Genomic DNA, 25,526 nt, shown 5'->3' with positions numbered 1-25,526 from the left:
TACGACCTGTGGACCTCGTGGCTACACTCCATACTGGTGCCGACATCGGTCGCTATCCACCCCGTCGTGCGGCTGCAACGTTACCGCGATTCCGCTTCAACAACCGAGTTCGATGAACTATGCGCTCGATAGCGACACGCGTTCGCTGCAAGTGGAGGGCCCTCGGTTGGAGATGGCTTCGAGGAGCTCCACCCGCCGCTCGCCAGTGTCCCGCTAGCTCAAGCCGCGCGGCGGTCGGCACCGGGGATCTTCTTGCCCTTGAGTTGGTAGACGTACGCCAGCACTTCGGCTACGGCCGCGTAGCTGCTATCCGGCACGGGGTGGTTGATCTCGACTTCCTTGTACAGCAACTGCGCCAGCGGTTTGCGTTCGACGATCGGAATGTTGTGTTCCAGCGCTAAGCGGCGGATGCGTTGCGCCAGCGTTCCCGCGCCTTTGGCGACTACGACCGGCGCGGCCATTTCGCCATGTTCGTATTTGATGGCCACGGCGAGTTCCGTGGGGTTAGTGACCACCACGTCGGCCTGCGGTACCGAGCCCGACATACGATTCATGACCATCTGCCGCTGCACCTGCTTGCGCCGGGCGACGACATGCGGATCGCCCTGCAGGTTCTTCATTTCCTCTTTGACTTCCTGGTGGGTCATCTTGAGGTCTTGTTCGTGCTTCCATTTCTGGAAGGCGAAGTCGAACAGCGCCAGGATGAACAGCGCCCCGCCCACCCACAGCAGCGTGGTGACGGTCACGTTCACCAGCAGCGTGGCGATCTGCGGAATCGAGAGCGCGCTGGCCAGCATGATCTCATCGCTCTGCAACCAGATGGCAACGCCAGCCACACCGACCACTAGCAGCACCTTCAGCAGTCCGAATCCCAGTCGCATCACACCCTGTAGCGACACGATCCGTTTCACGCCAGCCAGTGGGCTGATGCGGCTAAAGTCGGGGGCGAGTCGCTCGGGGACGAACAGGAAACCGATCTGAAACACGCTCGACGCCGCGGCGGCCAGCATCAAGAGCATCATCAGCGGCAACAGCGCGAAGCCGATGCCGGAGAGCACCTTCTGCACCTCGCCGGTCAGCACCGCACCGTCTCCGGTCAGCGTGCCGACCTCGCCCAGGTTGCGATACAGCAGTTCCGACGACGCGTTGATGATGCCGGGACCAAGCGCACGGAGCAAACCAGCCGCCACCAGCAACAGCGCGGCCGAACCGAGGTCCTGGCTGTACGCAACTTGCCCTTTCTCGCGGGCTTGCTGCCTGCGATGCGGGGTTGCGTCAAACGTCTTCTCGCCGGATTGTTCGGGCATGAACTCTTGGGGCCTGGCTTAGCCACCAGCCTCGGCGGATATCGGGACAACCGTCGACTGCAGTTCTTCGAGCGTGGCGACAATCGGTTCCTGGAACAACCACGCGGCTCCGCCCAGGGTGACGAGGATCGCACCGATGGTGAGCATCGAGTTGAGTCCAAAGCCCACCGCCAATACGTTGATCTGCGGCAACGTGCGACTGATGAGCCCCAACAGCAGCGTGGAAAGGAACAAGGCAACCATCACCGGCGCCGCTGCGCGGATTCCCAGCACGAAGCTTTGCTGCAGGATGTTAACCATCACTTGGGCGAAGCTGTCGCCAAACGTGCCATGTCCCGGCGGGGCCCATTCGAAGGTGTCGAGCAGCGCGGCCATTACCATCCGATGGCCACCCAGGGCGACGAATACCGCCATGGTGGTGTAGTGAAATATTTGCGTGAATACGGTCGCGCTGCCATCGAACTCGGGGCTGGAGATCTCCGCCAGCGACATACCCGACATGTGGGAAATGATTTGCCCCGTGATCTGCACGCCGGTGAAGAGCATCTGCATGCCGAGTCCCAACAAGGCGCCGATCAGCACTTCGTTCAACATCAGGCTGCCAAACGCCAGCAAGTTCCAAGGGCTGGTATAGCTCAGGTGAGCGTAGAGCGGCATCACCAGCATCGAAAGCGTAACTGCCAACAGGCCTCGCACGGTGACGGGCACTGTCTCGAGTTTGAAAAGCGGCGCAGTAGCGACCAACGCACCGATGCGGCACAGCACCAGGGCGAACACTGCCACCTTGGTCAGCAGCATCGCTTCCAGCCATTCCATGGCGGGCGTCCTCTAATCGCCGCGGGCGGCGGCTTACAAGTATAGCGGGATATCGGTGAGCAGTTGCTGGCTGTAGTCGATCAATCGCTCGAGCAGCCATGGCAGGGTCCACGCCATGACCAGCACCATGGCGGCTAGCTTCGGCACAAACGCCACGGTTTGTTCTTGAATCTGGGTGAGCGCCTGGATCAAGCCGATCAACAAACCAACGGCCATGCCCGCCACCAGAACCGGCGCAGCCACCAACAGGGCGATGATCATCGCCTCGCGTGCCAGGTCAACAGCGTCTTGTGGGTCCATAGCGGTAGCGCGGCGTTAGACGAAGGCTTGAAAACTCTGCAGCAACATTTCGATCACCAGCCGCCAGCCGTCCACCAACACGAACAGCAGCAGCTTGAACGGCAGCGAAATCAGCACGGGCGGCAACATCAGCATGCCCATCGAAATGGTAACGCTAGCGACAATGATATCGAGGATCACAAACGGCAAGTAAATCTGAAAACCAATCAGAAACGCCGTCTTCAGTTCGCTCAGCATGAACGCGGGCAGCAGCGCCTGCAGCGGCACAGGGCGTTCGTCCGGGCGAACGTCGTAGTAGGCGTAGTTGTCGTACAATTCGCCGGTGTCGGGATCGACTTCGCTCGGCATGTAGCTGAGAAACAGCTCGACGTCGCCGTGGTTGTCGGTCCGCTCAATCTGCTGGGCCATGAACTTTCGCATCGGCGCCACGCTACGCGTGAACGCCTCGTCGATGCCGATCTCGCCGTCGGTATATGGCTTGATGCCATGCTCGTAGCTTTGCTGCCAAACGGGCATCATCAGCAGCAGCGTGACGAACAGCGCGATGGAGGTGATCACTTGGCTGGGGGGCAATTGCTGCGTGCCCAAGGCTTGCCTCAACAGCCCCAGCACCACCACGATGCGAACAAAGCTGGTGGTCATCAGCAGGATGGCCGGCGCCAGGCTCACCACGGTGAGCATCAGCATTACCTGCAGCGTGGACGTCAGCCGCTCCGGCTTGGTCCAGTCGCTGGGGCCGCCGACCTCTTCGAACAGCGACGAATCGACCACCGACCCTTGCGCCATGGCCACCGACGCCGTGCTCGACAAGCTCAACACCGCAGCAACCAGCAACAGTTTGCCGAGCAGGCTACGCATAGCGGCGTCCTCCACTCTGCATTTCGCCTTCCAGGAAGCCGGGTTCGGTTTTCTCTTTGGCGAACTGGCCGAAGATATCCTCGAACTCTTTTTGACTGCCCTGGGAAGAATTCTTGGAGCAAATGGCCAGCAATCGCACGACCTCTTGCGGATCGTCGATCTCCGCGAGCTTCTCCACACCGGCTTGTGTCACGTGCACCAACACCAGCTTGTTGCCCAGGTGCAGCAGTTGGCCAAACTGGCGGGAGCCCAGCGGAACGCGACCCAGCAGGCGAATCGCTTCGCTCGGCACCACTTGCGAACTCTTAGGCATGCCGCGTTTTACGAACCATGCCAGCAGCATGAATAGCCCTACGACAAACGCCAAGGCGGCCGCCGCGGTAGCGCCCGATCCGCGCGCCCAGTCGCGAAGCATGTTGTTTCCTCGCTCGCCGGCCGCGCGCGTCGACTTCGATGCGCGGTCCGCACTCGAGCCAAGCTGCAACCGACGACCTTCGTTGGCCGCGGTCATCGGAGCGGCCGGCTGATAGGCGGAGGGATCGCGATCGGCAGCACGCGACGATGGGCCAACCGCATCGGCACCTGCAGGCGTTTCGGCAATGGCGAATCGACCGCAAGCCAGAGCGAGGCTCAGCATCAGCCAGGGCAGGGGGGATGAACTTGGCGGCATCGAAATAAGACTCCACAAAGGCAAAATGTGCAGGGAGTCTTATAGAAAGCTGCGGCCCAGCGGGCCAGGGCGATTGCCCATCCGCCACGCGGTGCGCGGATTGCTAGCATCACCGCAGACCGGGCTCCGAGCGTTAAGCGCAGGCGCTGTCGCCGACGATCAGTTCGGTAACGCGAACACAGAAATTGTCATTCAGCACCAGCACTTCGCCGCGAGCAATGATGCGACCATTGACGTACAGATCCACCGGATCGCCCGCCAGCTTGTCGAGTGGCACCACCGCGCCCTGGCGGAGTCGCAGCACGTCTTCCAAGTGCATGTGAGTGCGGCCAAGCTCGATTTTCAGGTCGAGCTGCACGTCGCGCACCAACTCCAACGTGGCTGCTTCGCTGGAGGCAGGGCTTCCGCCCAGGTCGTCCAAATGGAAAGCTTGCACTCCTGGCGGCAATTCCACTGGCGTGTCGATCGAAGCGATGGCTTGCTCCGCCTGGTTCAGCAGCAGCTCGATATCGTTCTGCGAGACGTTGCTCGAGCCGTCGCCCGTCGGCGTGTGGGCCACCGGGGTAACGCTTGGCGCCGCACTAGCTGGCGGCGGAGTTGGCGCAGCGGCCGCGCCGGAGAGCATTGCATCCAACTCTGCCTGATCGAGCGTAGCACTCATCGGAGGCGCCGCAGGCGTGGGATCTTCGGCAGCAGGAGGGGGCGGAGGCGGCGGAGTGGCCGCTGTTTCCTCTGGCGCAGGCGCTTCGTCCGCTGGCGGCGGTTCACTCGACGCTTGGCCACTCGCTTCCTGAGCCTGGGCCAGCAGTCGTTCGATTTCGTCCTGTCCGATGTTTTCGTCAGCCATGGGAGTCCTTTCCCGAGTATCGCCGAGGCTGCTAGCTAGCTCATGTTCAACGTTCTACGAAGTTGAACTTGCTGAACAGCACCTCTTGCACCAGCGGCTTGCCAAGAGCGCGGTTGGTTTTCTCTAAAATCCGTCGTTTCAGCAACCCCAACTCGGCGTCGGTCAGTTCCGTCGAGTCGGCACTGCCCAGCGTCATGATCACCTGCTCCCGCAGGCGAACCTTGTTTCGCTCGAAGTGCGTTGCGAAGCTTCCTTGATCGTCTGCTAGCACGACGCCAAACAGCTCGAAATCCACAATTAGCGTGGTGTCGTTCTCGGGGTTATAGCGGGTGACGTTGAAACGCCCCAAGTCGACCTCCAGGGTCTCCTTGTCTGCTAGTGGCGACGCCTGCTTGGCTCGCTCAGCAGCGGCTGCATTCTCGTCTTCCAATTCCCCTTCCCGGGCGGCGACCAGTTTGCGAGCGGACATCTCGGCATCCTGGGCCGAAGGAATGAGCACCGATGCGGCGACAACTTCCACGACCACGATGACCGAAATGAACGCCAGCGCCTTGATCAACCCTAGCAGGCCAATCTTCTTGCCGGACTTTTCGCCATTTGCTTTGTCAGTTGCCATGCTTGCCACGCAATTCTGCGGAGAACGGGGGCGCAGCGTTCACGCCCAAATCCTGCTGCTCCGCCACCGTCAAATCGCGATTGGCCGAAGCACTGCTACAGAGAAATATACGTCGCAATTGGCCCGAAGTGGCCCGTTTCGCAAGATCGCACTACTCCTTATCGGGCGCCACAACCCGCTCGTCCCATATCAGCACTTCAACCCGTGCATTGCGTTTGCGGTCCTCCGGATCGAGTCCCAGATCCGAAGGTTCGTTGGACCCGGCCGACCCCAGGCGGATGCGGGCCGGATCGATCCCCAGTTCGATCAGGTAGTTCATCACGTTGTAGCAGCGATTGTATGCCAGGTCCCAATGGTCGCGGACGTTCTCGCCCTGGTTCACCGGACGGCGGGAGGCATGCCCGCGGACCTCCAGCTTCTGGGGTTTGCCAGCCACTTGCTGGGCAATGGTCCGCAGTGCCTTTTTGGCTTCTTCGGTCAACTCCGACGACAGTTCGTCGAAGTAGATCACTCCGCCGGTGGTCGAGTTACGACCGTGGCGCACCGTTTGTACGCGTTTGTGATCGCCAGTCACTGCGGGCACGTCGTTGCCCCCGTCCTGCAGGTTCTTACGCATCGAGCGCGACTGACTGGGAGCGATGTAGGCGAGATTGCTGTTGGCGTGCGATTGCCCCGGCAACACCGCACTCATCGCCGAGTCGTGCCCGAACTGCCGCCGCATCGACTCGAGCATGGCTTGAAACCGCTCTTCTTCCTTCAGCTCGCTCATCGACACCAGCATAATGAAGAACGTTAGCAACAGCGACATCATGTCGCCGAACGTAACGACCCATTCGGCTACGCCGGGCGGTGGTTCTTCTTCAATGGGCATGATGTAAAGAGTTGTTAGCCGTTGCGTTGGTCGAAGGGTTTAAGACCGCAACATAGGTCGCTGCTGCCTAGGCGGCTTCTTCGGTTCGCTGCTTGGGCGGTACGAAAGTATTGAGTTTCTGCTCGATAATTCGGGGGTTTTCACCCGACTGGATGGCCATGATGCCGCGGATGACGATTTCCATCATCATCAGTTCCTGGCGATTGGTGAATCCAAGTTTTTCGGCAAACGGAAGAAACACGACATTGGCCGCGATAGCTCCGTACATGGTCGTCAGCAATGCCACGGCCATGCCGGCGCCAATCTTCGAGGGATCGCTCATGTCGCCCAGCATGATCACCAGGCCCATCAGCGTGCCGATCATGCCGAATGCGGGGGCGAAACGCCCCATGCAATCCAACACGGCTTTTCCGTCTCGGTGTCGGGTGGCCACTGCGTCGAGCTCGGTCCGCATGATGTCCTCCATCACCTCGGGACGAGTTCCGTCGACGGCCATCTGTACGCCCAGAGTGATGAACGCGTTGTCGATCTCCGACATCTTGCTTTCTAGCGCCAAAAGGCCGTCCCGCCGGGCGACTTCGGCCAGGCTGACGATCTGCTTGATCACGTCGCTTACCGATTCGACCTTCCAGAAGAAGACCTTCATCGTGACTGAGAAGACCCCGAGGAAGTTGGATAGCGGAAAGCAGATCAGCGCTGCGGCAATGGCGCCCCCGAACACCACCATCACGCTGGGGGCGTCGAAGAAGGCGGCAAACGAGCCACCGCCGATTATGATCGAGCCGAGAATCAGCGCGAATGCGACGATCACTCCGACTACGGATGCAATGTCCATGCTTGCAGTGCCAATCCAGCAGGTTCAGAGCCTCACACGGCTCGTGCACCCGCAGGTATGAGTTGCTTGTGTTGGTGATACTCGACCGTGCGGTGAACCACTTCTTCCAGCGATTCCTTCACCACAATGTGATCGCCCGAAGTGAGCGTCACAAACGTGTCGGGCAGCGCCTCGACGTACTTTATCAGCTCCGCGTTGAGCACAAACGGCTCTCCGCTCAGCTTCGTGAGTTGTATCATCGTCGTGTTCTGCCTTACCGGACCAATCCGGACAACCGGCCCCGCGCCGGTCTGGTACCTCTGGACTACCGTAGCTCACGAATGGGCGCGTCGCCGACTCCAGCTGGGGCATTACCGGTTATTTAGCCCCATTTTGGCGGCCGCGGCCAATGTTATTACCTCCGCAGCGCCAGCAGTTCGTCGAGCAGCTCCTGCGAAGCACTGATCACCCGCGCGCCGCCACGATACTGGGTGGACGCCAGGATCAACTCGATCAGGTTCTGCCCGATGTCGGTATTCGACAGCTCGACCGCACCAGCGGTCAGCGTGCCGATACCGTCCTCGCCGGGCCTGCCGACAATCGGTTCGCCCGAGTTAACGCCGATGCCGAACAAACTGTCGCCGACCTGTCGCAAACCGGCATTGTTCGTAAACCGCGCCATGAGCAACTGCCCCACGGTACGCTGGGTACCGTTAGAGAACTGGCCCTGGATCAATCCATCTTCCGAGATAATAAAGTCGGTCATCACGCCTGGTGGGAAACCATCCTGGCTCGAAACGTTCAGCGAGCTGATGTTGTTGCCGAGTGCGTCAACTTCGCCCAGCGACTTTACCGCTGAGTAGTCGAGCGTGATTTCCAAGGGGGACTCCGACGCCGTATCGTTTCGAAGCACGCTGATTTGGGCGTTGGTGTTCGCATCCAAGTCGCCATTCTGATCGAAGACCAGCAAGCCATCGCCGATGACGGTCGTCTGGCCATCGCTCGGCTCGTTGTCGGCACTCGTGGCGTACCATCGATACGTCGTACTGTTGGCTTCCTTGGTTTCTAGAACCGTGGTCACTCGCACGCTAAGGGGTAGACCCAGGCTGTCGTAGACCACGAACTCCGTCGACGTACCTGGTCCGTCGGCTGATTGAGTGGAGCCGAAGTTCAACGTCACCGACTGACTCGTTACTTCGCCGGTCGGGATAAGCTTCAATCCCGACAATGGGATGCTGATGGCGTTTTCCTCACCGTAGTTACTGGTGACCACCAACTGCCCATTGACCAATGTCACCCCCGCTTGTGGATTGGGGAAGGGATTGGTGATGTCGGACGAGGACTGGTCGAGTCCCATCGCGTCCTGCATAAATAACATCAACTCGCCGACCGTGGTGTCCGCCTCGATGTCGAGGAACTTGGGTTCGAGCGTTACACCGTCTTTCTCGGCAGAGAAAGAAAGGCGTCCAAGTTCGAATGGTTGCGTAATGGTGTCGCCCTCACGCACCACAACATCCGTCAGCAGCGTGCCCGACCCGACCACCGGACCATTGATGTCGAGCTCCGGCTGGCTCGCCAGGTCGGTGTTGGTGGTCGTGTCGATGAAGGAGGTAGTATGTGGGTCGCCCACCGGAGCAGCGATTTCGCCTGCGAGGTGGTAGGTGCTACCGGCTTCGGTTGTCCGATAAATGCGGATCGTGTCAAACCGAGCATCGGTGGGAGCTGGGATGTCGCCCAGGTCGAGTCGGAGACGACCGCCTGTAACTTCGGTCACCGAAACCGGACCGATCCTCCCAGTTGGCTGTGTCTCGAGTTCCAAGCCAGGAGAGGAATCATAGAAGGTCACGTAGTAGTTATACGAACCCGCGTCCAAGAGATCGTCGTCCAATTCCAGGTTGCCGGTATTCGCACCATCCACCGAGATGTCACTGTACGTCGCACCCGAAGCGCCCATGGATCCTACTTGGTAGAATGTGTTTCCGTCTGGTTCTGTCCGATAGAGTATACGGTCCTGCCAGATACCGGTCGCGTCTGGAAGGTTTTCGATGTCGATGACGGAACCATCCGCTGCCGCAGTGATCTCGGCCGAGGGAGTGCTCTCCTGCAAATTGCCGTCGCGGAACGTCCAGCGGTAACGAACGGTACCGGTCGCGACATTACCAGGACCCGTACCAGCCCCCGTAACGTTGGTCGTGGCGCCGGCGGGAATAGTCGACTCGACGATATCGGCCGAGCTGAAATTGGTGTCGTCCGGCACGATGTACGATCCGTCGCCAAGCACCACGGACTCCACGACTTCCGGTTGCGTGCCCTCCTGAACGGCCGGATTCAGCACGCCGGTAAAGAACGCGTTCTCTGTTGCCTGGGCAACACGTTGCTGTCCGAGCGGAATAGTCAGGGGCTGTGCGCCGGACTCAACCAAGTTAAACTCGTCGTCCACACCATACCCCAGCACACGCTGGCCGGTCGTGGTGACAATTTCGTTATTGGCGTTCAGCTGCAACTGGCCGTTCCGCGTGTACAGTCGGCCGGTGCCACTTTGGACCATCAGAAAGCCGTCGCCTTGGATAGCAAGGTCCAGCGGGTTGGAGCTGATCTCGATCGTGCCCTGCGAGAAGTTCGGTGTGATCGCGGCCACCTTCACACCCAGGCCGATCTGGCGGGGGTTCGTACCGCCGGAGTTGGACGTCGGCGCACCACCGATACTCACAGTTTGCAGGAACTGGGTGGCGAACACCGCTTCGGATTCCTTGAAGCCCACCGTGCTACTGTTGGCCACGTTGTTGCCCACCACGTCAATTGTGGTTTCGGCGGCCTGTAGACCCGTCAAGGCGGTGGTTAGTGCTGATTGAAGACCCATGGTCGTCTATCCTTATCAAATGGTAGTTGTTTGCTGGTGAGAGTGCGGGTAGGTGATGCTGGTGCGTGGGGTTACTAGGTGGGCGGCTCGATTTGGGCCACGTTGTTCAAGGTCACGGTTACCCGGCGGGCAACGCCTAGCTTCTGTGGCTGGCCGCTCATCACACCGCCGCGCTCGTCAGAAGCCATCGAGTCGGTGAAGGTCGACGTGGTGCCACTCTGGACGGTGCCCACCAGGCGTCGCTCTCCGGTGCCGGTGCTGTCGGTACGGTAGATACGTTTCTGGCCAGTCGTCTCGGGCAGGTTGGCCACTCGGATCGAGCCGTTGAAGTCGGCCAGCGTTTCGGTGTCGACGTCCACGTCGAAGCTGAACTCGGCGCCGTCCGGGCCATCCCACACCACTTCGTAGGTGTACTGGCCTTCTTCCACGCTGCCTTCCTCATCGCCGGCGACAGCCACTGGTCCCACAGCCAAATCGAGTTTGGGCTGCCCGCCATCGATCGAAACGCGGCGGACATTGCCGGTGACCCGCTCGCCGTTTTCGTCGAGCGCCACGACATCGGCGCCAATCAGGTTCGTGGCGCTGGCGATGTTCTGGCCGAGCAGTACCGAGTCGAGTGTCTCCGTCAAGCGATCGGTAGCGCCCACTTCGCGAATCTGGCTAATCTGCGCCAGGAGCTCGTCGTTCTCCAACGGGTTCAGCGGATCCTGGTTCTGCAGTTCCGCAATCATCAGATTCAGGAACGCATCGAGGTCCAGGTCGTTCAACGTATTGGCCGTGCCGAACGCATTGTCGTTCGTGGGCGAGTTGGAGGTGGCGGATATTTGGCTCATCGCGAATCCTTGCGTAAGCGTTCTTCGGCGGGCGGCTGTTAGGCCACCGCGCTGAATTGACCATCGTGGTTGGTGGAGGGACCGCCGTCGGCGGGCGCTGCTTCTTCGCTACTTGTCGTCGTCCCCGTTGTGGTGGTGGAGTGAACCGCCCGGCCACCTTGGTGTTGCTGGGCGTCGCGTTGTTCCTGCTGGGCCTGCCAGTCGGGCTGGCCTTGGTTTTGATCGCGTACGTCGACTTCAAACTTGTCGACGCGAATCTCCTGCGCCGCCAATCTATCCCGCAACGCCGGCAGGTTGTCCATCAGTACGTTCTTCGCCGCAGCGGTCTCGGTCTCCAGCTTGGCGTTCAGTGTGCCGTTCTGCATGTTCAACTCGATGCGCAGCGCGCCGAGTTCCGGCGGAGCCAATCGCAACTGAACCGTACCGCCACGCTGCTCAGCAGCCTGGAACGCCCGGGAGACTCTCGCCACGAAACGTTGCGGATCGACCCGCGGACCAGCCGCCTGCGTTGTTTCGACTTCGTTACCACGCCGCGTCGACGGTCCCGTCGCCCGTTCGAGAATGGAATTGAAATTCGACGTATTCTGCGAGGGCTTCTCGCGCACCTCCGTTTGGTTCACCTCGGCCTCCACCTCGGCCGCCGGATCCGCCTCCTGCTCGAGGTCAAGCTCCAACTCCAGCTGCGGCGGAGGACTCGAGGCATCAACGGGCTTTACTTCGCTGCGTTTCTCACGCTTCTCGCCGCCGCTCGGGCGTTTCGATTGGTTGTCGGTCGCAGCCGTCTGTTTCTCGTCCACTGGCGCGGCGACCTTGGCCGCCGTGTCGGCAGTCGACTGCGGGGCGGCTGGTTCTTCGTGCGGCGATTCGACCTGCTCGCTGGAGACTGCCTCTTTGGCGTCCGCCGCCTTACCGGCTTCGGGCGATTGCGGTTTGACTTCTGCTTCGGACGTTTCTTGATCGCTGGTCTCAGGCGCGTTGTCCGCAACGGGATCGACGACTTCTTGCTCCTCGACGCCTACCGCTTGCTCGTCCGTCACCAACGGGGCAACTTCTTCCGTCACCTCGACGCCCACCGCGGACTCTGGGGCACTTGGCTGCGACTCGGGGTTGGACGACTGCCCGCCGCTTTCCTCGGTTGCAGGCACGGAAGCGGTTTCTTCGACTTTGGCCGCTTCCACGTCCAGCACTTCTGCTACCGCCTCTTGCACCACCACCTGCTCGGCGGCGGCAGCAGAGACCACCAACGTGTCTTCTGTGCCGGTCTGTTCGGTGTCGTCCGTCTCCGCACTATCCGTCTCGGCAGATTCGGGCTCGTTATCTCGGTCCGTCGAGGCCTCCGCACTGTGCGTCTTGTTGTCGTCGTCCGACGAGTGCTGACGGGAGTCGACGGCGGTCGAGTCGTCCTCGGACTGTTCCTCTCGTTCTGTATTCGGCGCATCCTCCGTGCGTCGCGCAGTGGGTGCGTCGCTATGCTGCACTGCCACCTGCAGTGTGTCGATGAAGCTGCTCTGCGCGGCGGGCGTCTTGGCGCTCGCGGCAGGCGGCGCGGCGACGATCGTGATCGAGTTGACTTGGGTAGTAGCCATGGTTGGGGCTCCGGCGGAGCGAACGTGTTATTACTCTTCGTTCTCGGGAACTCGCACACGCTCGAGCATGTTGTCGATTTCCGGTCCTTCGGGAAAACCGTCCAGCATCAACTGCAACAGTTTGTGATACTGCTCGAGTTCGTCCTCGGTCTTGAACTGCGCCAAAATCTTCTGTAGTCGACCGGGCTGCATCTTTTTCATCAGGATGATCACGTCGCGTTCGCCATCGGGCTCTTCCAAAAACTGCAGCAGCAGCTTCTTCGCCTCCGCGGGACGAATCGACTGCAACTGACTGACAACCGCTGCCAGATTTTCCTGCGACGCCAACTGCTTCTGCTGCTGCAGACGCTGCTGCAATTCATTGGCCATCTGGTCGTACCGCTGACGCCCTTCATTGATGTCGCGAAAACTACGTTCAAACTCCTGCGTGCCAATTTTCAGTGCGTTCAGCTTCACTTCGTAATCTCGCAGCTTCACCTCGCGGATCATCGCAATATCCTCCAACGATGTCTCCTCGGGCGGCACTTCCAGGTCGTTCACTTGTTCTTCTTCGGCAATTGCTTCGATGTCGATGTCGTGCATCAAAGCGAGAATGCGGAACATCTTCTCGTTGGAGAGCATGTGCACGTTCCACAGGTATAGCAGCCCTACAGCCATGGCAATCATGGTGGCCGTCGAAACGTAGCCAACGATGGCAAATAGGTTTCGCATGGTCGCAGTAAGGTCCTGTGTGAATGCTTAACGTGTGGTCCGCCGTTGGCGGAGGAATTGCTGGGTGGCGATCTCGTCCAGAAGCTTTTGTTCACGCAATTGTTCGGCGCGGTTGAACTGCTCTTCCCGACGCTCGTCGATCTTCTCCACCACGCGCACTTGCTGTTCGGCGGCGGCCAACGCCGCGCGACGCTTCTCTAGCTCGACGCCCACCGCCTCTTTTTGCTGTGCCAGTGCAGCGGCTTGGGCTTTGAGCACCAGTTCGTACCGCTCACTCTCGAGCAACCGTCGCACATCTATGCCGTCGGCCCGCACCGCACGCTGGTGGTCCTTCGCCGCAGCAATCTCGCCGGCAACCGCATCGGCCTGTTTGTCCACCGCGGCCTCCGCCCGCACCGCGTCGGCCACCCGCGCTTGCTGCGCGTCGCGCGCAAACGATCGAACGCGATGCAGCGCTGTCAGGTTGGAACGGTACTTGGCCATGTTTCGTTGCTAACGTTCAGGCGGCTGTTTGTGGTTGTGGTTGGGCTGCTGGTGCTTGCTGCTGCTGACGGCCAGCTTGCGCCGCACCGGCCAGGAACGTCTGGGCGCGAGCCGCCAGGGCGAGCAACAACTCTGTCGACTTCTCCAAACTGCATTCCTCGTCGGGTGTTTGCTGGAGAACCGCGGCAATCGCGTCTCGCATCTCGATGGCCGCGTCAATCGCCTTGTTCGTCCCGCGACGGTAGGCGCCCACCGAGATCAAGTCTTCGTTGTCACGGTAGATGGCCATCAGCTTGCGGATCGACGTGGCGGCAGCAACCACTTCCGGCGTCGAAATGTCATTCATCAGTCGGCTGATGCTTTGCAGCACGTCGATGGCCGGGTAGTGACCACTGGAAGCCAACTCTCGCGAAAGCCACAGGTGGCCGTCGAGCAGACCCTGCATGGTGTCGGCCACGGGATCGGCTCGGTCGTCGCCTTCCACCAACACGGAGTAAAATGCGGTGATGCTGCCATGGCGGTTGCGGCCTGCACGCTCGACCAACTTGGGCAGCGTGGCGAACACCGACGGAGGAAAACCACGCGTCGCAGGCGGCTCGCCGGCGGCCAGGCCGATTTCGCGCAGCGCCGTGGCAAAGCGAGTGACGGAGTCAACCAGCAGCAAGACATTCTTGCCTTTGTCGCGGTAGTGCTCGGCAATGGCCGTGGCAGTATGAGCAGCTTGCACGCGCGATACGGCCGGTTCGTTGCTCGTCGCGCAGACAATCACGCTCCGGGCCAAGCCTTCAGGGCCAAGGTCGCGTTGGATAAAGTCGTTGAGTTCACGGCCACGTTCGCCGACCAGCGCGATCACGTTCACGTCGGCTTCGGTGTAACGAGTGAGCATCCCGAGCAGCACACTTTTTCCCACACCCGGTCCGGCGAATACGCCCATTCGCTGTCCGAGTCCCACACGCAGCATGCTGTCGACGCCACGAATGCCGGTGGCGAATGTCTCGTCGATGCGGGGGCGTTCGGCCGGCGGTGGGGGATCCTGCTCCACCAGGGTTCGTTCAGTCAGCATCGGCTGTGGACGACCGTCGACGCACTGTCCGTGCGCGTTGATCACGCGTCCCAGCAGTGCATCGCCAATACGCAAATGCCGCAACGTGGCGACGAGTCGAACCTGCGCGCCGCGGCGAATCCCGACCAGACTTTCGTAAGGAAACACGATCGTACGATTTTCGCGAAACCCGATCACTTCGGCACGCACCCTCCCACCGCTGCTGCGCTCGATGTCCACCACCGACCCAACGGGTGCAGGAAAGTCGGCCACCGCGGCGGTGCCGCCGGAGGTTTCCATCACGCTACCAACCAGACGAGTCGGCAAGGCGCGGTCCAAAGTGTTCAAGTAAAAATACATAGGCGTGCGGTCTAGCTGGTGAGTTCCTCTTCGAGGCGGGCGAGTTGCGACTCGATGCGTTGATCGATTTCGCCAAACTCGGTCTTCACAATGCAGCCGCCCGGCGAAACCGACGCGTCGGCCATGATCTTGGCAGGCGCGAGTTGCTTGAGGCTATCGACGATCTCGCTGGACGCGGCGGCCAGGTGCTTGCAGTCCTGCGGACTGAGGTGAATCGTGATGTTCGCGCATCCGGAGGCCAGTTCCAGCGACTCCTTGATCAGGCCGAGCGGTGCCATTGGTTCTTTGTCGAGTTCGTGCCGGAGGATGCGCTCCGCCATGCGTGCGGCGAGGTGCACAGCCGCTGACTCCCATTCGCTGAGCCACTTGCCACGCGCGTCCGCCAGTTGATGGGCAACACTTTCGAGCGCCGGCTTGAGGGTCCGCATCTGCGAGTTTACCTTCTCGTCGAGCAACCGCTCGGCCGCCCGCTCTGCGGCCACCCGGCCAGCCTTCTCGGCGTCGCGCCGCACTTTCTCGGCGTCGGTGTGCGCCTGCTGAACAATCTTCGCCGCCTCTCGGCGCACGCTTTCGAGATACTCGTCGGCACGACCTTCGAGTGTTTCGAAGCTAAATGCAATCGGATACACACCAGGGCTGCTGGGGTGCTCCGCTTGCGAACCGCGTTTGATGATGGTGGCCAAGGTTGATGAAGTGCTAGGGATTTACCGGATGTGTAAAGTGCAGCGAAGTCGCCTCAATGGGCGTGTAGGAAAAGGGCATCGGCAAACAACCGCCCGGCCGTTTCGGCCAATTGCGACTGGGCCTTGCCAAGGTCCGATAGTCGGATAGACGACAGGTTGTGCATCCTTCGGTTGAGTTCCTTGACGACGCTTTTCGGCAGCATTCTCTCGATGTGACAGGTCACCAGCTCCGAAGCTCCAGCCAACGCCAGGACCACGGTTTCAGAATCGCAGTGACGAAACAACTCGGCCAGCTGCTGCTGATTCAACTCGGTGATTCGCTCAAACGGATAGTCGATCTTGGGCGCGGGCGTCGGCTTGGGCGCTGGTGGAGTTGGCGGCGGAGTCTTTTCGATGGCGACGGGCTTCGGCGCAGGTTGAGTCTCCACGCGGCGCGGCTCGACCGGACGCGTGGCTGCGGCTAGTAGCGAGGGCGGACTCTTCCGCAGCCCCACGGCTTGTTCGCCCAGCGAACGTTCCACCATCTTCATCGCCTGCCGGGCTCGAGTGGCCGAACGCACCGGGCCGATCTCATCGGCCAGCGATTGATCGTGCCGAGCGATCTCTTGCAGCACCGAAGCGCAAGTTGCGCCAGGCGAGTGGCTCAGGATGGCTTGGATCGACTGCAGCCGGTCGGCACGTCGCTGCTTCTCTGCCTTTTGCGTAGCGATCCACTCGGCAAGTTCCCGTTCGATGACCTCCAGGCAGTCGCGGTCCGACTCTCCCAAATCGGCCAGCCGCTCCAAAGCGGCCGCCCGGCGGCTCATCGGCAAGGCATCCAATACCTGGCTGGCAAGCTCGGGCGGCAAGTGCGATAGCACCACCGCCACGGTCGACAGATGCTCCCGCTCGAGAATCGCTGCTAGCGAAGGCAGGTCGCCACCTTCAATCCAACCAAACGGTCTCGTAACCGCCGGCGTGGGATCCACGAGTTCGGGTGCAACCCGCGCGTGCAACATCGCCATGTCTTCTTGTTGAGTCACCGCGGTGGAGAAATCCAGCTCCACCCCGCCGTGGTCGTGGTCTTCAACCTCGGCGGCAGGGCTCCGCAGCTCATGCCGCAGCTCTTCTTGCTCCAGCGGATCGAGTTCTCCCAGATTCTTCATCGCTTCGCGCACTGCACGCGCTTCGTCGTCCGAGAGCTGCGCAAGCAGCACGGTCGCCGACTCTGCATCCAGACTGCGGAGCAGGATGGCCGCTTTTCGCAACGAAGGGGAAAGGGAACTTGTCATGGGAGACTGCTATCGGGCGGAGTGGCTGTGTTGTTGGTGGTAGCGAGGTGGGCTTAGCCAGCGTTGTTAATCCAGGCTCGAATGATGTTGGCGGCGGCGTCGGGGTCTTCGCGGACCATGTCACTCAGGTCCTCTTTGAGTGACTCGCCTTTCTTGATGCGGAGCTTGGGTCGTTTGCGTTCTTCCGCTTCTTCGTTGTCCGCAGCCGCTTGCTGTTGCTCGCTGAAATCGACCTCGATGCTCGAAGGCGCTGCTTCGCTGGGGGCGGCCGGCCGGACAGCTGAACGCAAGAGCAGCAGGCTCGCACCAGCCAGGCCGATCATGGAAATGGTTCCCCAGTACTGTCCGGTCCAGGCCATGGCGGTGTCGGCCACCGTTGGCGCCGGGGGCGGAGAACGTTTGATCGAATCGATGAAGATCACTTCCACCTGCTTGTACTCGTCTTCGCCCAGCGACAGACGCGGCAGGATGTTCTGCACCACCTTTTCGACGTTCAACTTGACTTCGCCTTCCATGGCCTTCATGTCGGTGTCGGTCAGGTCTGCAGGATTGCTCTCTGGATTGTTTTGCTGCCATACACCAATCACGTAGTCGCGCGGAATCGCGATCGAGGCGTACAGTTCCTTGGGTTTGAAGCCAACAGACTCTTCCACCTCATGCGTGAATCCGAGTTCATTGTCTTCGACTGAGTTCTCGCGTTCCACCATCTTTGAATTGGTGCGATCGAGCCCTTCGTCGGTGCCCCGGCGCTGCGGACCCTGTGCCGGCAGGCCCGGCCGACCGCCAGAATCGTTCTGCGTGAACTGCTCTGTCTCCCTTTCGTTGGAAATCCTTCGCGTCTTCGGCTCACCTGGAGTCGTTTTGGTGAGGGTGCTCGATGCCCTGTTGTCCAGGTCGGCGCTGACCTGCACGCGGACATCCGGGATGAAACTAAGCATCGTTAGCAGCCGGCCGCGGTAACTCTTTTGTATTTCTTCCCGTGCACGCAAGTAGGGATCGTCGAACCATGGTTCGCTTTCCGATCCGACCTCGCCGGTGGAACTGATGATCTGCACGTTGTCGGCCGACATATCGGCGAACGTGCCGGCGATTAGCTTCTGGAGGTTGCGAACGCGAACCTGATCGATCATCTCACCCGGTTTGGGAGTGACCGACACACTGGCCGAAGCGTCGCTGCGGCGATTGAATCCGCGCCGCTCTTGAATGTCGATCATCACCGACGCGCTTTGCACCCAGTCCATCTTGGAGACGATCAGCGACAACTGCTTTTCGCGGGCATTGTTCGCGCGAAAGTCCCACTTACGGCGTGGTTCCATCGAACCCGACTGCGCGAGGGCCTCGTCCATGATCGACGAAAAGTTCTCGGGCAGAGCGCCGGCGCTCGCGATCGCTGCGATGCACTCCGTTTGCTTGTCTCTGGGCACGCGAATGCGGTTGCCCTCGGTATCCCAACCCGACAAGCCGGCCTCGGCCATGGCGGCTTCCATGCGGTTGATTTCGTCCTGCGAGAAGATCGCCCCACCGAAGAGGTAGGCATCCGGCCCCGACGCGGACGACTGAAACAGGAACCCGAGGCTCACTACCGCCACCACCAATAGCAATCCCGCGGTGATCCGAGCACCGGGTGTCATCGATTCGAAGAGGTCTCGGATTTGGGCAGCAAACGTATTCACAACAGGTTCCGTCCGTGGAGTCGTTGGCAGGAGCTGAACTCATTTCAGCCCGTTGGTATGGTTCACTCGCTGGTTAGATGCGGATATCGCGAATCTCTCGGTACACATCCATCGCTTTGTTTCTCATCTGCATCGTCAGGCGGAACGCCAAATCGGCTTTTTGCACCGCGGTCAGCACCTCGGCCGGATTGACGTCTTCGCCAGTGAACAGGGCTTCGACCGCCTGATCCGCCTCGGTCTGCATGCTGTTCACCTCCTTGATAGAGTTGACCAGCATGTCCTTGAACGACGACGAGTCGCCACCGCCCGTCGGTTTGACGGTCGGCATGCGGGGCATCGACGGGGCAGTGGTTATCGAGCTGATGTTGTTCATGGCGATATGGGGGAGGGGGGAGTGCGTGTGGCGTCAGCACTAGGCGATGATACGTAGCGATTGGCGACCCATGTCCTTGGTGATCTCAATCACACCGACGTTGGCCTCGTACGCTCGCGTGGCTTGCATGGCGTCGACCATCTCCGATGTCATGTCGACGTTGGGATAGGCGACGTAGCCACGGCTGTCGGCGTCGGGGTGCCCGGGCTGGTACTTCATCTGGGGTGGTTTGTTCGAGATCTCGACGCTGCCGACCTTCACGCCAGCGCCGCCGCCGGGTGAATGGATCTCGGTGTCGGTTTGAAACGTCACGTACCGAGGCGAGTACGGCACCGCTTCGCCCAGTTCGTTTCGCGTGGTCGACATGTTGGCCAGATTCGACGAGATGGCATTCAGCCGCATCCGCTGTGCCACCAGGCCACTCGTGCTGATATCGAAACTGCTGAACATTTTCTAACGTCTCACTAAGTTATGGTCGAATGGAAAACTATCTAGGCCACCCGTTCGGTGACGGCCGCTTCGAGCAAACGGAATTGTTGGGTCAGCAAACTGACCGCCATATTATGCACGCTTTGGTTCTTTGCCAGTTCGGTGACTTGCGATTCCAAGCTCACGTCGCTCTCGTCGTGGTACAGCAGGTGTTTGGTCGACTCCTTCACTTCCGCGAAGGCGTCTATCTGCCGGGCACGTTCGCGTGGTGCGAGAACGCCAGGCGAGACTTCGGTCGCTGGGCGTTCGTCCCGCTTTTCCAGCGCTCGTTTCAGGCTCTCTTGGAATAGTTCCGGAGATAAGTCCCGAGTCTTGTAGCCGGGAGTGTCGATATTCGCAATGTTGCCTGCCAATACACCATGCCGAGCTTCGGTGAAGTTCACCGCCTGTTCTAGCAATGGCAGCGTTGTGTGATTCAACATCGAAGGTAACATCGATCTTCCTTGTGGTTTGTACGGCGCGCGCCGCTCGTCCGCACGGTTTTGCAACCGCCGTGCCATTTGTTCGCTAGGCACGTCCAGCGACCTGCCCAACGTCTTTTGACCTCAGTGAATCCCGCGTCTTATCTCTCTTGCCAAACGTTTAGGTGGTTTGCCAGCCTGCCCGGCTTCCGCAGCTCATCGGCAATTCGTGCCGACACCAATCGGCAGTTTCTGCCGCTAGCTTGTTTTAAGCGACGTCTTGCAGTTGCTTCTCCCGGGGCGCCACTCCATAACTTCGCAGCTTGCCGCTGAGTGTTCTCAATCCAATGCCCAGCGCCTCGGCCGTGCGTGCCCGGTGCCCTTCGTGACGCTTGAGCGTCGCCAGAATGACCTGCCGCTCCATCTCCGCCAAAGTGACATCTTGCTGGGCAGCGGTCCCGGTGGGTGACGCATCACTCACCGCCGGCGCTCCCAACCAGGGTCGAATTAGCGAGGCGGCAATCGTGTCTCGCTCGGCTAGCACGCAAGCGCGTGTCACGACGTTCTGCAACTCGCGAACATTGCCCGGCCAGTCGTATTCAACGAGCACGTCTAGAGCGTCCGCAGCGACGGTACGACAAGGTCCGCCCAGCCGATCGTTGGCTTGCCCGAGGAAGTGCTCGACCAGTTGTGGCACGTCTTCACGGCGATGGCGCAGCGGAGGCACTTCGATGGGCACTACGTTCAGCCGATAGAACAAGTCTTCGCGAAAGTGCCCCCGCTCGACTTCGCCGCGCAGATCGCGGTTCGTCGAAGCAAGCACACGCACGTCGGCCTCGATGCTCGTGCTGGCGCCCACTGGTTCGAAGGTTCGTTCCTGCAACACGCGAAGCAGCTTGGCTTGTAGCCCCAGGTTGATTTCTGTGATCTCGTCCAGCAGCAGCGTACTGCCTTGCGCCAGTTCGAACCGCCCGACGCGGTCGGCTTCAGCGCCGGTAAACGCGCCACGGCGATGCCCAAACAGCTCGCTTTCGGTCAACTGCTCCGAAAGCACGGGGCAATTCAGGCTGACCATCGGCTTGTCACCACGACTGCTGGCAGCATGTAGCGCGCGGGCGACCAGCTCCTTGCCGGTGCCGCTTTCGCCGCAGATCAGCACCGTCTCCTCGGTGCGACCAACGAGCGTGACTTGCTTGCGGAGCGCTTCGATGGCCGGACTGCTGCCGACAATCGTGCGTTCGTTCTCGCCGGTTGATTCCTCGCGGTTGGCTTTCACGTTTCGGTGGGCAGATGCCCTGGCCACCGCCTGCTCGAGCCGTTCGATGTCGAATGGCTTCTCCAAGTAGTCGAAGGCACCGTACCGCATGGCTTCCACCGCCGTGGCGATGCTGGCGTGGGCCGTGATCATTAGCACTTCGGTCGGTAGGCCCAGTCGTGCGATCTCTTGAATGAACTCTAATCCGTCCATGCCCGGCATCTGCAAGTCGGTGATCACAATGTCGCAGGCGGCACTTCGCAGGTGGGCGAGTCCTTCCACAGCGCTTGCCGCTGCGTGGACATCGTAGCCCGAAGAGCGCAACGCCGCGGCAACCGACTCGCGCGAGCGCGGGTGGTCGTCGACAACCAGAATGCGAGAAGTGATTTCACCAGAGCTCATGCAGCCACTCCCAACGTGCCGCGTCCCAACCGTGGGAACCGAAGCGTGAATGCGGCGCCGCCTTCGGGACAGTTGGTCACGGTAACCGTTCCGCCGTGCGCCTGGGCGATGTGTTCGACGATTGCCAGCCCCAGCCCGGTGCCGGTGCCTTTGGTGGTGAAGAACGGCTCGAACAACTTGCGACGATGCTGCTCAGGCACGCCAGGACCGGAATCGGCGATTTCGAGTTCCAGCGCTTCGCGGCCTTCGTAGGAGGTAACCACTAGCTGGCCACCGTCGGGCATGGCGTCCAAAGCGTTGAGCACCAGGTTCAGTACCGCCCGCCGAATCATCTCGCGGTCGCCGCTCAGCACCGAGTTGGGTGGCACGTCGATGTCGACGTCCACGGCTTGCGCCTCGAGTTGCGGGGCAATCGACTCGATCACTTCCTCAACCAGGGCTCCCACGATAAAGTCGCTGGGCTGGGGCTGACGATGGGCGGTGAAGCTTAATAGATCGTTCACGGTAGCATCCAGGGATTGAAACCCTGCCTCGACTTGGGAAAGGGTGTCGAGCGCCCCGCTATCGCCTTTCAGGCGGCGGCGAAGCAAACTCAGGTTTAGCGTAACGGGCACCAGGTTGTTCTTTACTTCATGGGCCACGTGCGAAGCCATCTGGCCCAGATCGGCCAGTCGGTTCTTGCGTGCCAGTTCTCGGTTCTTGCGTTCCAGTTCGTCGCTCAGCCGCGCCACTTCGGCGTGCAGCATGGCGTGCGTCTTTTCGAGCCTCTGCGTCGCCTGGTTCCACGCATCGAGCAGTGTCTCCAGATCGGCATCGACAGCCAACTCTCCAGCGTCTTGCTCGGTGTACAACCGCAGCAACGGAGTCGCATCCTGGTTCGAGTTGTCCGTAGGTTTGGTCATGATGGGCAATCGTGTCTCAGCTACCAGCGGTCAGATCCAAATGGGGAGAGAGGTTCTCGTGGGGACTGGGAATGGCAGTGTGCTGATGAGGTGCGCGGTGCTGGGCGTACGCATCCACCGCCTGATGGGCCGAGTTGGCTCGGCGAAGTTGGGCCGCCACATCGTCGCGGCGTTCGATCATCTTGGCTTCCTGGTCGCGTTCCAGCTGCATGACTTCGGCGAGCAGCTGCTGGCACTCGGCCTGCTGTTGAGCACACGCAGCGCGTTCTTCGGCACTCCGCCAGACGCGCGACTCGGGGTCTTCCGCCTGGTACGGACGCAAGCTTCGCTCCACCATCTGCAGGGCGGCGATCAAGTGCTGTTTGGCGCCGAGCAACTGCAGCAAGTTGGACGTTGCCTTGTCCGCAACAGCCTGCTGCTGGCGCAAGCCAATGTCGCGAAGCTGCATCAGCACGCGGTGCTTCTTGCGAATGAGTTGAGCCAGGTTGTCGGTGGCAAGGGAAGACATAGTTGGTATTTAATTGGGTTGCGGCCAATCGGAGTGGCTTACCACTTCCGCATTTCGGTCAGCATCAGTTCCCATTGACTGCGAGTGAAGTTCGTTGTGGCCAGGAAGTCGGCATCCGGAGGCAACTGGGCAAGCAGCTGCAACGCCTGATCGATGTTCAGCCGGGCTTTCACCGGTTCCTGCAGACGCCGCTGGCAGTTGGCAATTTGCACAAACGTTTCCAGCACGAACGGTTCGTTTTGGTACAGCGTCGAAACGTTGGAGTATTCGTCGATAGCGGCCTTGAATCGCTCCGGCGAGCGTTCCACACGCCCCAGATCGAACAGAACCGACCCCTTAAACATATAGCAGTTACGGAGCATGGCTCGATCGAGAAGCGAAACCGTATTGCTGTTGGCGATTTCGACCCGCACTTGCTCATAGTGATACAGTGCTTCGGTCAGATAACGCTGGACCTCGCGAGTACTGCTTTCGCGCTCGTTGGCCGTCTTTGCCTTTTCCAACTCGGCCAGTGGGCCTTCGGCCGCGCGACGATACGACTCGGCAATCAAGTAGTTGGCCAGTCGCGCCTTGCGAGTGTCGATATCGCGTTCAACGGCTTCTGCCAGTCGGTCGATGGCCTCCTCGTACTTCCCATCGTCGTGCAACAAACGACCCAGCTCAAAGAGCGAGTCGCGCCACTCTTCACTCTGGGGTGTGAGGCCGCTGCTGTGCAGGTTTGCCAATAGCAACTGCTCCGCCTCGCGCGCTTTACCTTCGTCGCGATAGGCTTTGGCACAATCCAGTCGCGAACGGAACACCGCGGCGTCCTGGGGGTGCAACTCGATGCACTCTTCCAATGCGAAAATGCCATCCGCTGGTTCGCCGAGCGCCAAGTGGGCCTGCCCCAGCCGCAGCAGGGCTTGAGCGTTCCGCTGCACGGGCTCGTTTCGCAGGTACTCGTTCAACATCCGCACCGCACTGGTGTAGCTCTGTCCCCCGAGATGACACTCGGCGCTCTTCCACACCGCGTTGGTGTACTCTTCGGTTGCAAAGTGACGCTCGGCAAGTTGTTCGTAGCCAATGCCCGCTTCGCGCAGTCGGACTCGACCCTCGCGGCGGAGCTTGACGGGTTCGACACCGGCCTCCATGGCCTTTTGCAGCAGATGTCGCCCCCACTCGGCATTGGTTTCGGCCAGCAGTTCCACCTGCTTGGTCTTGCCAAGCAACGCATCGAGTTGCTCGACCAGCGTCATCGCGGCGGGGAAGTCGTCGTGAGCCAAGAAGTCGCTGTGCGCGGCAAGCATCCGCTGTCGAAGCTCTGGAAGCGGAAGGTACTGATTACGATAGGCGCTGGGTGCGTCCAGCACCGACAGGCTGCGGCGATATGCGGTGAGAGCTTGGGCGTTATCCCGCTTCTGCTCGCGATACAAGTCGCCTTCCACCACGGAAGCTGCGATGCCAATAGGGGAGGAGGAGAACAGCTTGCGCACCCGCTCGAACTGACGGATTGCGTTGTTCGTATCGCCAATATGACCATAGGCCACACCGGACAGGTACATGGCCTCCTCGGCGTATGGGTCGGCTGGCGAGATTCGCTTGAGCTTCTCGATGCTCGCTTGCACTGCGTCAAGAAGCTTCGTTGGCTTGAAGTCGGGATTTATGTTCGCTCCCAACTGACGCCGCAACTCGTCGATATCGATCTGGCCGGCGGCAATCGCAAGTTGGCTGGGAGTCATGTCGCCCGCGGGAATCGCCTGCAGCGTGGCTCGCGCTTCGTTGAATCGGGCGAGCTTGGCCAAAGCGTTCACTCGGGCCAGTAGCGCCGTGACGCGCGGTTCGCCGGTCAGCTCCACATCATCCAGCGCAGTGTCGAGGTGATTCAGAGCACTGTTGTATTCGGGTGGGTCGGCCAGCACGTAGGCAGAGGCCAGCGTAAGGTGCAGTTGCGATTGGTCGGCGCCCTCGACCTGCAACGCCCCCTCCAGCACATCGAGCCCCGCTCGGTTGTCGCCACTCTCGATCAACGCGCGTCCCAGCAGCGTGTTCCCCTCGTTCTTGCGGTCCTCTGGAAACCCAACGGCTTTGGCTTCCTGCAAGTACTTCGAAGCAATCATGAACTGGGTCTGCCGCAGCACAGCCGACCACTGCTGCTCCGCCTCGGCAGCCTTCACGGCGCCCAGCACAAACAGCGGTCCTCCATATTCGTCCGGCATCAAGTCGCCTGATTCGGTCATCCGAACGACGCGCAAACGGGCTTCCTCGAACTCGCCGGCATCGTAGGCATCCAGCGCCTGCTGAAGCGTGGGCGTGCCAGAAGAAACGGTCAGCGCCGCCAAATACAGCCAGGTTGCAACGGTGGCAACCACCAGCGCGAGCAGTCCCACAGAAACACCTACAGCGCGCAGGCGATTAGCGCTCGCCCAATCGCGCAAGGCGTTTATTCGAGCAATGAGCGATGGACGCTCAGCGGGCGCCTCGTCGTTACTCGGTGTGGTGTCTTCGTCTGCCACGTTGCCATCCTTGGCTCAGGTGGAACTGCAGTCGCGAGCTGATAGGCCGAGCGACTGCGCAGGTTCGTCCACGCGGCTTCTACAAGACAGGGCCACTAGCGTC

At 60.7% G+C, this 25,526-nt stretch carries 26 protein-coding genes; all 26 read right to left on the bottom strand.

Annotated elements, in window-relative coordinates:
• Positions 1-218: 218 nt before the first annotated feature.
• The gene (gene flhB, locus ACQK2L_RS17435) at positions 219-1,307 is read right to left on the bottom strand and encodes a flagellar biosynthesis protein FlhB (RefSeq protein ID WP_425398310.1); all 1,089 of its coding nucleotides are present in this window, start codon (positions 1,305-1,307) and stop codon (positions 219-221) included.
• Between the two features lie 18 nt (positions 1,308-1,325).
• On the bottom strand, positions 1,326-2,123 hold the full coding sequence (locus tag ACQK2L_RS17430) for a flagellar biosynthetic protein FliR (RefSeq protein WP_425398309.1): 798 nt from the start codon (positions 2,121-2,123) through the stop codon (positions 1,326-1,328).
• Positions 2,124-2,156: 33 nt separating this feature from the next.
• Positions 2,157-2,423, bottom strand: a complete 267-nt coding sequence (gene fliQ / locus ACQK2L_RS17425) for a flagellar biosynthesis protein FliQ (protein WP_425398308.1) — start codon at positions 2,421-2,423, stop codon at positions 2,157-2,159.
• 15 nt (positions 2,424-2,438) lie between these two features.
• Positions 2,439-3,209 (bottom strand): flagellar type III secretion system pore protein FliP, encoded by a 771-nt coding sequence (fliP, locus tag ACQK2L_RS17420; protein WP_425401103.1) that lies wholly within the window; start codon positions 3,207-3,209, stop codon positions 2,439-2,441.
• A 64-nt stretch (positions 3,210-3,273) separates the two neighbouring features.
• On the bottom strand, positions 3,274-3,918 hold the full coding sequence (locus ACQK2L_RS17415) for a FliO/MopB family protein (protein WP_425398307.1): 645 nt from the start codon (positions 3,916-3,918) through the stop codon (positions 3,274-3,276).
• Positions 3,919-4,084: 166 nt separating this feature from the next.
• Entirely contained in the window at positions 4,085-4,798 is a 714-nt protein-coding gene (gene fliN, locus ACQK2L_RS17410; RefSeq protein ID WP_425398306.1) for a flagellar motor switch protein FliN, read from the bottom strand.
• Positions 4,799-4,844: 46 nt separating this feature from the next.
• Complete coding sequence (locus ACQK2L_RS17405) at positions 4,845-5,414, bottom strand: flagellar basal body-associated FliL family protein (protein ID WP_425398305.1); 570 nt, start codon at positions 5,412-5,414, stop codon at positions 4,845-4,847.
• Positions 5,415-5,565: 151 nt separating this feature from the next.
• Positions 5,566-6,285: an OmpA/MotB family protein gene (locus ACQK2L_RS17400; protein WP_425398304.1), complete on the bottom strand. Its 720-nt coding sequence runs from the start codon at positions 6,283-6,285 to the stop codon at positions 5,566-5,568.
• A 67-nt stretch (positions 6,286-6,352) separates the two neighbouring features.
• A complete protein-coding gene (locus ACQK2L_RS17395; protein WP_425398303.1) occupies positions 6,353-7,120 on the bottom strand; it encodes a motility protein A in 768 nt (255 codons plus the stop codon).
• 32 nt (positions 7,121-7,152) lie between these two features.
• A complete protein-coding gene (locus tag ACQK2L_RS17390) occupies positions 7,153-7,359 on the bottom strand; it encodes a flagellar FlbD family protein (RefSeq protein WP_425398302.1) in 207 nt (68 codons plus the stop codon).
• Positions 7,360-7,514: 155 nt separating this feature from the next.
• A complete protein-coding gene (locus ACQK2L_RS17385) occupies positions 7,515-9,959 on the bottom strand; it encodes a flagellar hook-basal body complex protein (protein WP_425398301.1) in 2,445 nt (814 codons plus the stop codon).
• A gap of 74 nt (positions 9,960-10,033) precedes the next feature.
• The gene (locus ACQK2L_RS17380) at positions 10,034-10,792 is read right to left on the bottom strand and encodes a flagellar hook assembly protein FlgD (protein ID WP_425398300.1); all 759 of its coding nucleotides are present in this window, start codon (positions 10,790-10,792) and stop codon (positions 10,034-10,036) included.
• A 38-nt stretch (positions 10,793-10,830) separates the two neighbouring features.
• A complete protein-coding gene (locus ACQK2L_RS17375; protein ID WP_425398299.1) occupies positions 10,831-12,378 on the bottom strand; it encodes a flagellar hook-length control protein FliK in 1,548 nt (515 codons plus the stop codon).
• Between the two features lie 30 nt (positions 12,379-12,408).
• A complete protein-coding gene (locus ACQK2L_RS17370; RefSeq protein ID WP_425398298.1) occupies positions 12,409-13,089 on the bottom strand; it encodes a hypothetical protein in 681 nt (226 codons plus the stop codon).
• 27 nt (positions 13,090-13,116) lie between these two features.
• Complete coding sequence (locus ACQK2L_RS17365; RefSeq protein ID WP_425398297.1) at positions 13,117-13,572, bottom strand: flagellar FliJ family protein; 456 nt, start codon at positions 13,570-13,572, stop codon at positions 13,117-13,119.
• Between the two features lie 16 nt (positions 13,573-13,588).
• Entirely contained in the window at positions 13,589-14,941 is a 1,353-nt protein-coding gene (locus ACQK2L_RS17360) for a FliI/YscN family ATPase (protein WP_425398296.1), read from the bottom strand.
• Positions 14,942-14,985: 44 nt separating this feature from the next.
• Positions 14,986-15,657 carry a FliH/SctL family protein gene (locus ACQK2L_RS17355; protein WP_425398295.1) on the bottom strand — a complete coding sequence of 224 codons (672 nt, stop codon included), beginning with the start codon at positions 15,655-15,657 and terminating at the stop codon, positions 14,986-14,988.
• A 53-nt stretch (positions 15,658-15,710) separates the two neighbouring features.
• Complete coding sequence (locus ACQK2L_RS17350; protein ID WP_425398294.1) at positions 15,711-16,928, bottom strand: FliG C-terminal domain-containing protein; 1,218 nt, start codon at positions 16,926-16,928, stop codon at positions 15,711-15,713.
• Positions 16,929-16,981: 53 nt separating this feature from the next.
• A complete protein-coding gene (locus tag ACQK2L_RS17345) occupies positions 16,982-18,601 on the bottom strand; it encodes a hypothetical protein (RefSeq protein ID WP_425398293.1) in 1,620 nt (539 codons plus the stop codon).
• A gap of 73 nt (positions 18,602-18,674) precedes the next feature.
• Positions 18,675-18,974, bottom strand: coding sequence for a flagellar hook-basal body complex protein FliE (fliE, locus tag ACQK2L_RS17340; protein ID WP_425398292.1), 300 nt, complete (start codon positions 18,972-18,974; stop codon positions 18,675-18,677).
• 39 nt (positions 18,975-19,013) lie between these two features.
• Positions 19,014-19,424, bottom strand: coding sequence for a flagellar basal body rod protein FlgC (flgC, locus tag ACQK2L_RS17335; protein WP_425398291.1), 411 nt, complete (start codon positions 19,422-19,424; stop codon positions 19,014-19,016).
• Positions 19,425-19,465: 41 nt separating this feature from the next.
• A complete protein-coding gene (gene flgB / locus ACQK2L_RS17330; protein ID WP_425398290.1) occupies positions 19,466-19,897 on the bottom strand; it encodes a flagellar basal body rod protein FlgB in 432 nt (143 codons plus the stop codon).
• A 235-nt stretch (positions 19,898-20,132) separates the two neighbouring features.
• A complete protein-coding gene (locus tag ACQK2L_RS17325; protein WP_425398289.1) occupies positions 20,133-21,521 on the bottom strand; it encodes a sigma-54-dependent transcriptional regulator in 1,389 nt (462 codons plus the stop codon).
• Positions 21,518-22,423, bottom strand: coding sequence for a sensor histidine kinase (locus ACQK2L_RS17320; RefSeq protein ID WP_425398288.1), 906 nt, complete (start codon positions 22,421-22,423; stop codon positions 21,518-21,520). The genes ACQK2L_RS17325 and ACQK2L_RS17320 overlap by 4 nt, the downstream gene beginning before the upstream one ends.
• A 16-nt stretch (positions 22,424-22,439) precedes the next feature.
• Positions 22,440-22,931, bottom strand: coding sequence for a hypothetical protein (locus ACQK2L_RS17315; RefSeq protein ID WP_425398287.1), 492 nt, complete (start codon positions 22,929-22,931; stop codon positions 22,440-22,442).
• Positions 22,932-22,969: 38 nt separating this feature from the next.
• On the bottom strand, positions 22,970-25,423 hold the full coding sequence (locus ACQK2L_RS17310; RefSeq protein WP_425398286.1) for a tetratricopeptide repeat protein: 2,454 nt from the start codon (positions 25,421-25,423) through the stop codon (positions 22,970-22,972).
• Between the last annotated feature and the right edge of the window lie 103 nt (positions 25,424-25,526).

Origin of the sequence: Aeoliella sp. (assembly GCF_965227375.1) — a bacterium.
Lineage (GTDB): Bacteria > Planctomycetota > Planctomycetia > Pirellulales > Lacipirellulaceae > Aeoliella.
Note: the sequence above shows the minus strand (reverse complement) of the source record. Positions and strands in the feature narration are given on the sequence as shown.

Excerpts from the sequence above, each read along its gene's own strand:
- flhB (WP_425398310.1), bottom strand. The coding sequence starts at position 1,307 with ATGCCCGAACAATCCGGCGAGAAGACGTTTGACGCAACCCCGCATCGC.
- ACQK2L_RS17430 (WP_425398309.1), bottom strand. The coding sequence starts at position 2,123 with ATGGAATGGCTGGAAGCGATGCTGCTGACCAAGGTGGCAGTGTTCGCC.
- fliQ (WP_425398308.1), bottom strand. The coding sequence starts at position 2,423 with ATGGACCCACAAGACGCTGTTGACCTGGCACGCGAGGCGATGATCATC.
- fliP (WP_425401103.1), bottom strand. The coding sequence starts at position 3,209 with ATGGCGCAAGGGTCGGTGGTCGATTCGTCGCTGTTCGAAGAGGTCGGC.
- ACQK2L_RS17415 (WP_425398307.1), bottom strand. The coding sequence starts at position 3,918 with ATGCTGAGCCTCGCTCTGGCTTGCGGTCGATTCGCCATTGCCGAAACG.
- fliN (WP_425398306.1), bottom strand. The coding sequence starts at position 4,798 with ATGGCTGACGAAAACATCGGACAGGACGAAATCGAACGACTGCTGGCC.
- ACQK2L_RS17405 (WP_425398305.1), bottom strand. The coding sequence starts at position 5,414 with ATGGCAACTGACAAAGCAAATGGCGAAAAGTCCGGCAAGAAGATTGGC.
- ACQK2L_RS17400 (WP_425398304.1), bottom strand. The coding sequence starts at position 6,285 with ATGCCCATTGAAGAAGAACCACCGCCCGGCGTAGCCGAATGGGTCGTT.
- ACQK2L_RS17395 (WP_425398303.1), bottom strand. The coding sequence starts at position 7,120 with ATGGACATTGCATCCGTAGTCGGAGTGATCGTCGCATTCGCGCTGATT.
- ACQK2L_RS17390 (WP_425398302.1), bottom strand. The coding sequence starts at position 7,359 with ATGATACAACTCACGAAGCTGAGCGGAGAGCCGTTTGTGCTCAACGCG.
- ACQK2L_RS17385 (WP_425398301.1), bottom strand. The coding sequence starts at position 9,959 with ATGGGTCTTCAATCAGCACTAACCACCGCCTTGACGGGTCTACAGGCC.
- ACQK2L_RS17380 (WP_425398300.1), bottom strand. The coding sequence starts at position 10,792 with ATGAGCCAAATATCCGCCACCTCCAACTCGCCCACGAACGACAATGCG.
- ACQK2L_RS17375 (WP_425398299.1), bottom strand. The coding sequence starts at position 12,378 with ATGGCTACTACCCAAGTCAACTCGATCACGATCGTCGCCGCGCCGCCT.
- ACQK2L_RS17370 (WP_425398298.1), bottom strand. The coding sequence starts at position 13,089 with ATGCGAAACCTATTTGCCATCGTTGGCTACGTTTCGACGGCCACCATG.
- ACQK2L_RS17365 (WP_425398297.1), bottom strand. The coding sequence starts at position 13,572 with ATGGCCAAGTACCGTTCCAACCTGACAGCGCTGCATCGCGTTCGATCG.
- ACQK2L_RS17350 (WP_425398294.1), bottom strand. The coding sequence starts at position 16,928 with ATGACAAGTTCCCTTTCCCCTTCGTTGCGAAAAGCGGCCATCCTGCTC.
- fliE (WP_425398292.1), bottom strand. The coding sequence starts at position 18,974 with ATGAACAACATCAGCTCGATAACCACTGCCCCGTCGATGCCCCGCATG.
- flgC (WP_425398291.1), bottom strand. The coding sequence starts at position 19,424 with ATGTTCAGCAGTTTCGATATCAGCACGAGTGGCCTGGTGGCACAGCGG.
- flgB (WP_425398290.1), bottom strand. The coding sequence starts at position 19,897 with ATGTTACCTTCGATGTTGAATCACACAACGCTGCCATTGCTAGAACAG.
- ACQK2L_RS17325 (WP_425398289.1), bottom strand. The coding sequence starts at position 21,521 with ATGAGCTCTGGTGAAATCACTTCTCGCATTCTGGTTGTCGACGACCAC.
- ACQK2L_RS17320 (WP_425398288.1), bottom strand. The coding sequence starts at position 22,423 with ATGACCAAACCTACGGACAACTCGAACCAGGATGCGACTCCGTTGCTG.
- ACQK2L_RS17315 (WP_425398287.1), bottom strand. The coding sequence starts at position 22,931 with ATGTCTTCCCTTGCCACCGACAACCTGGCTCAACTCATTCGCAAGAAG.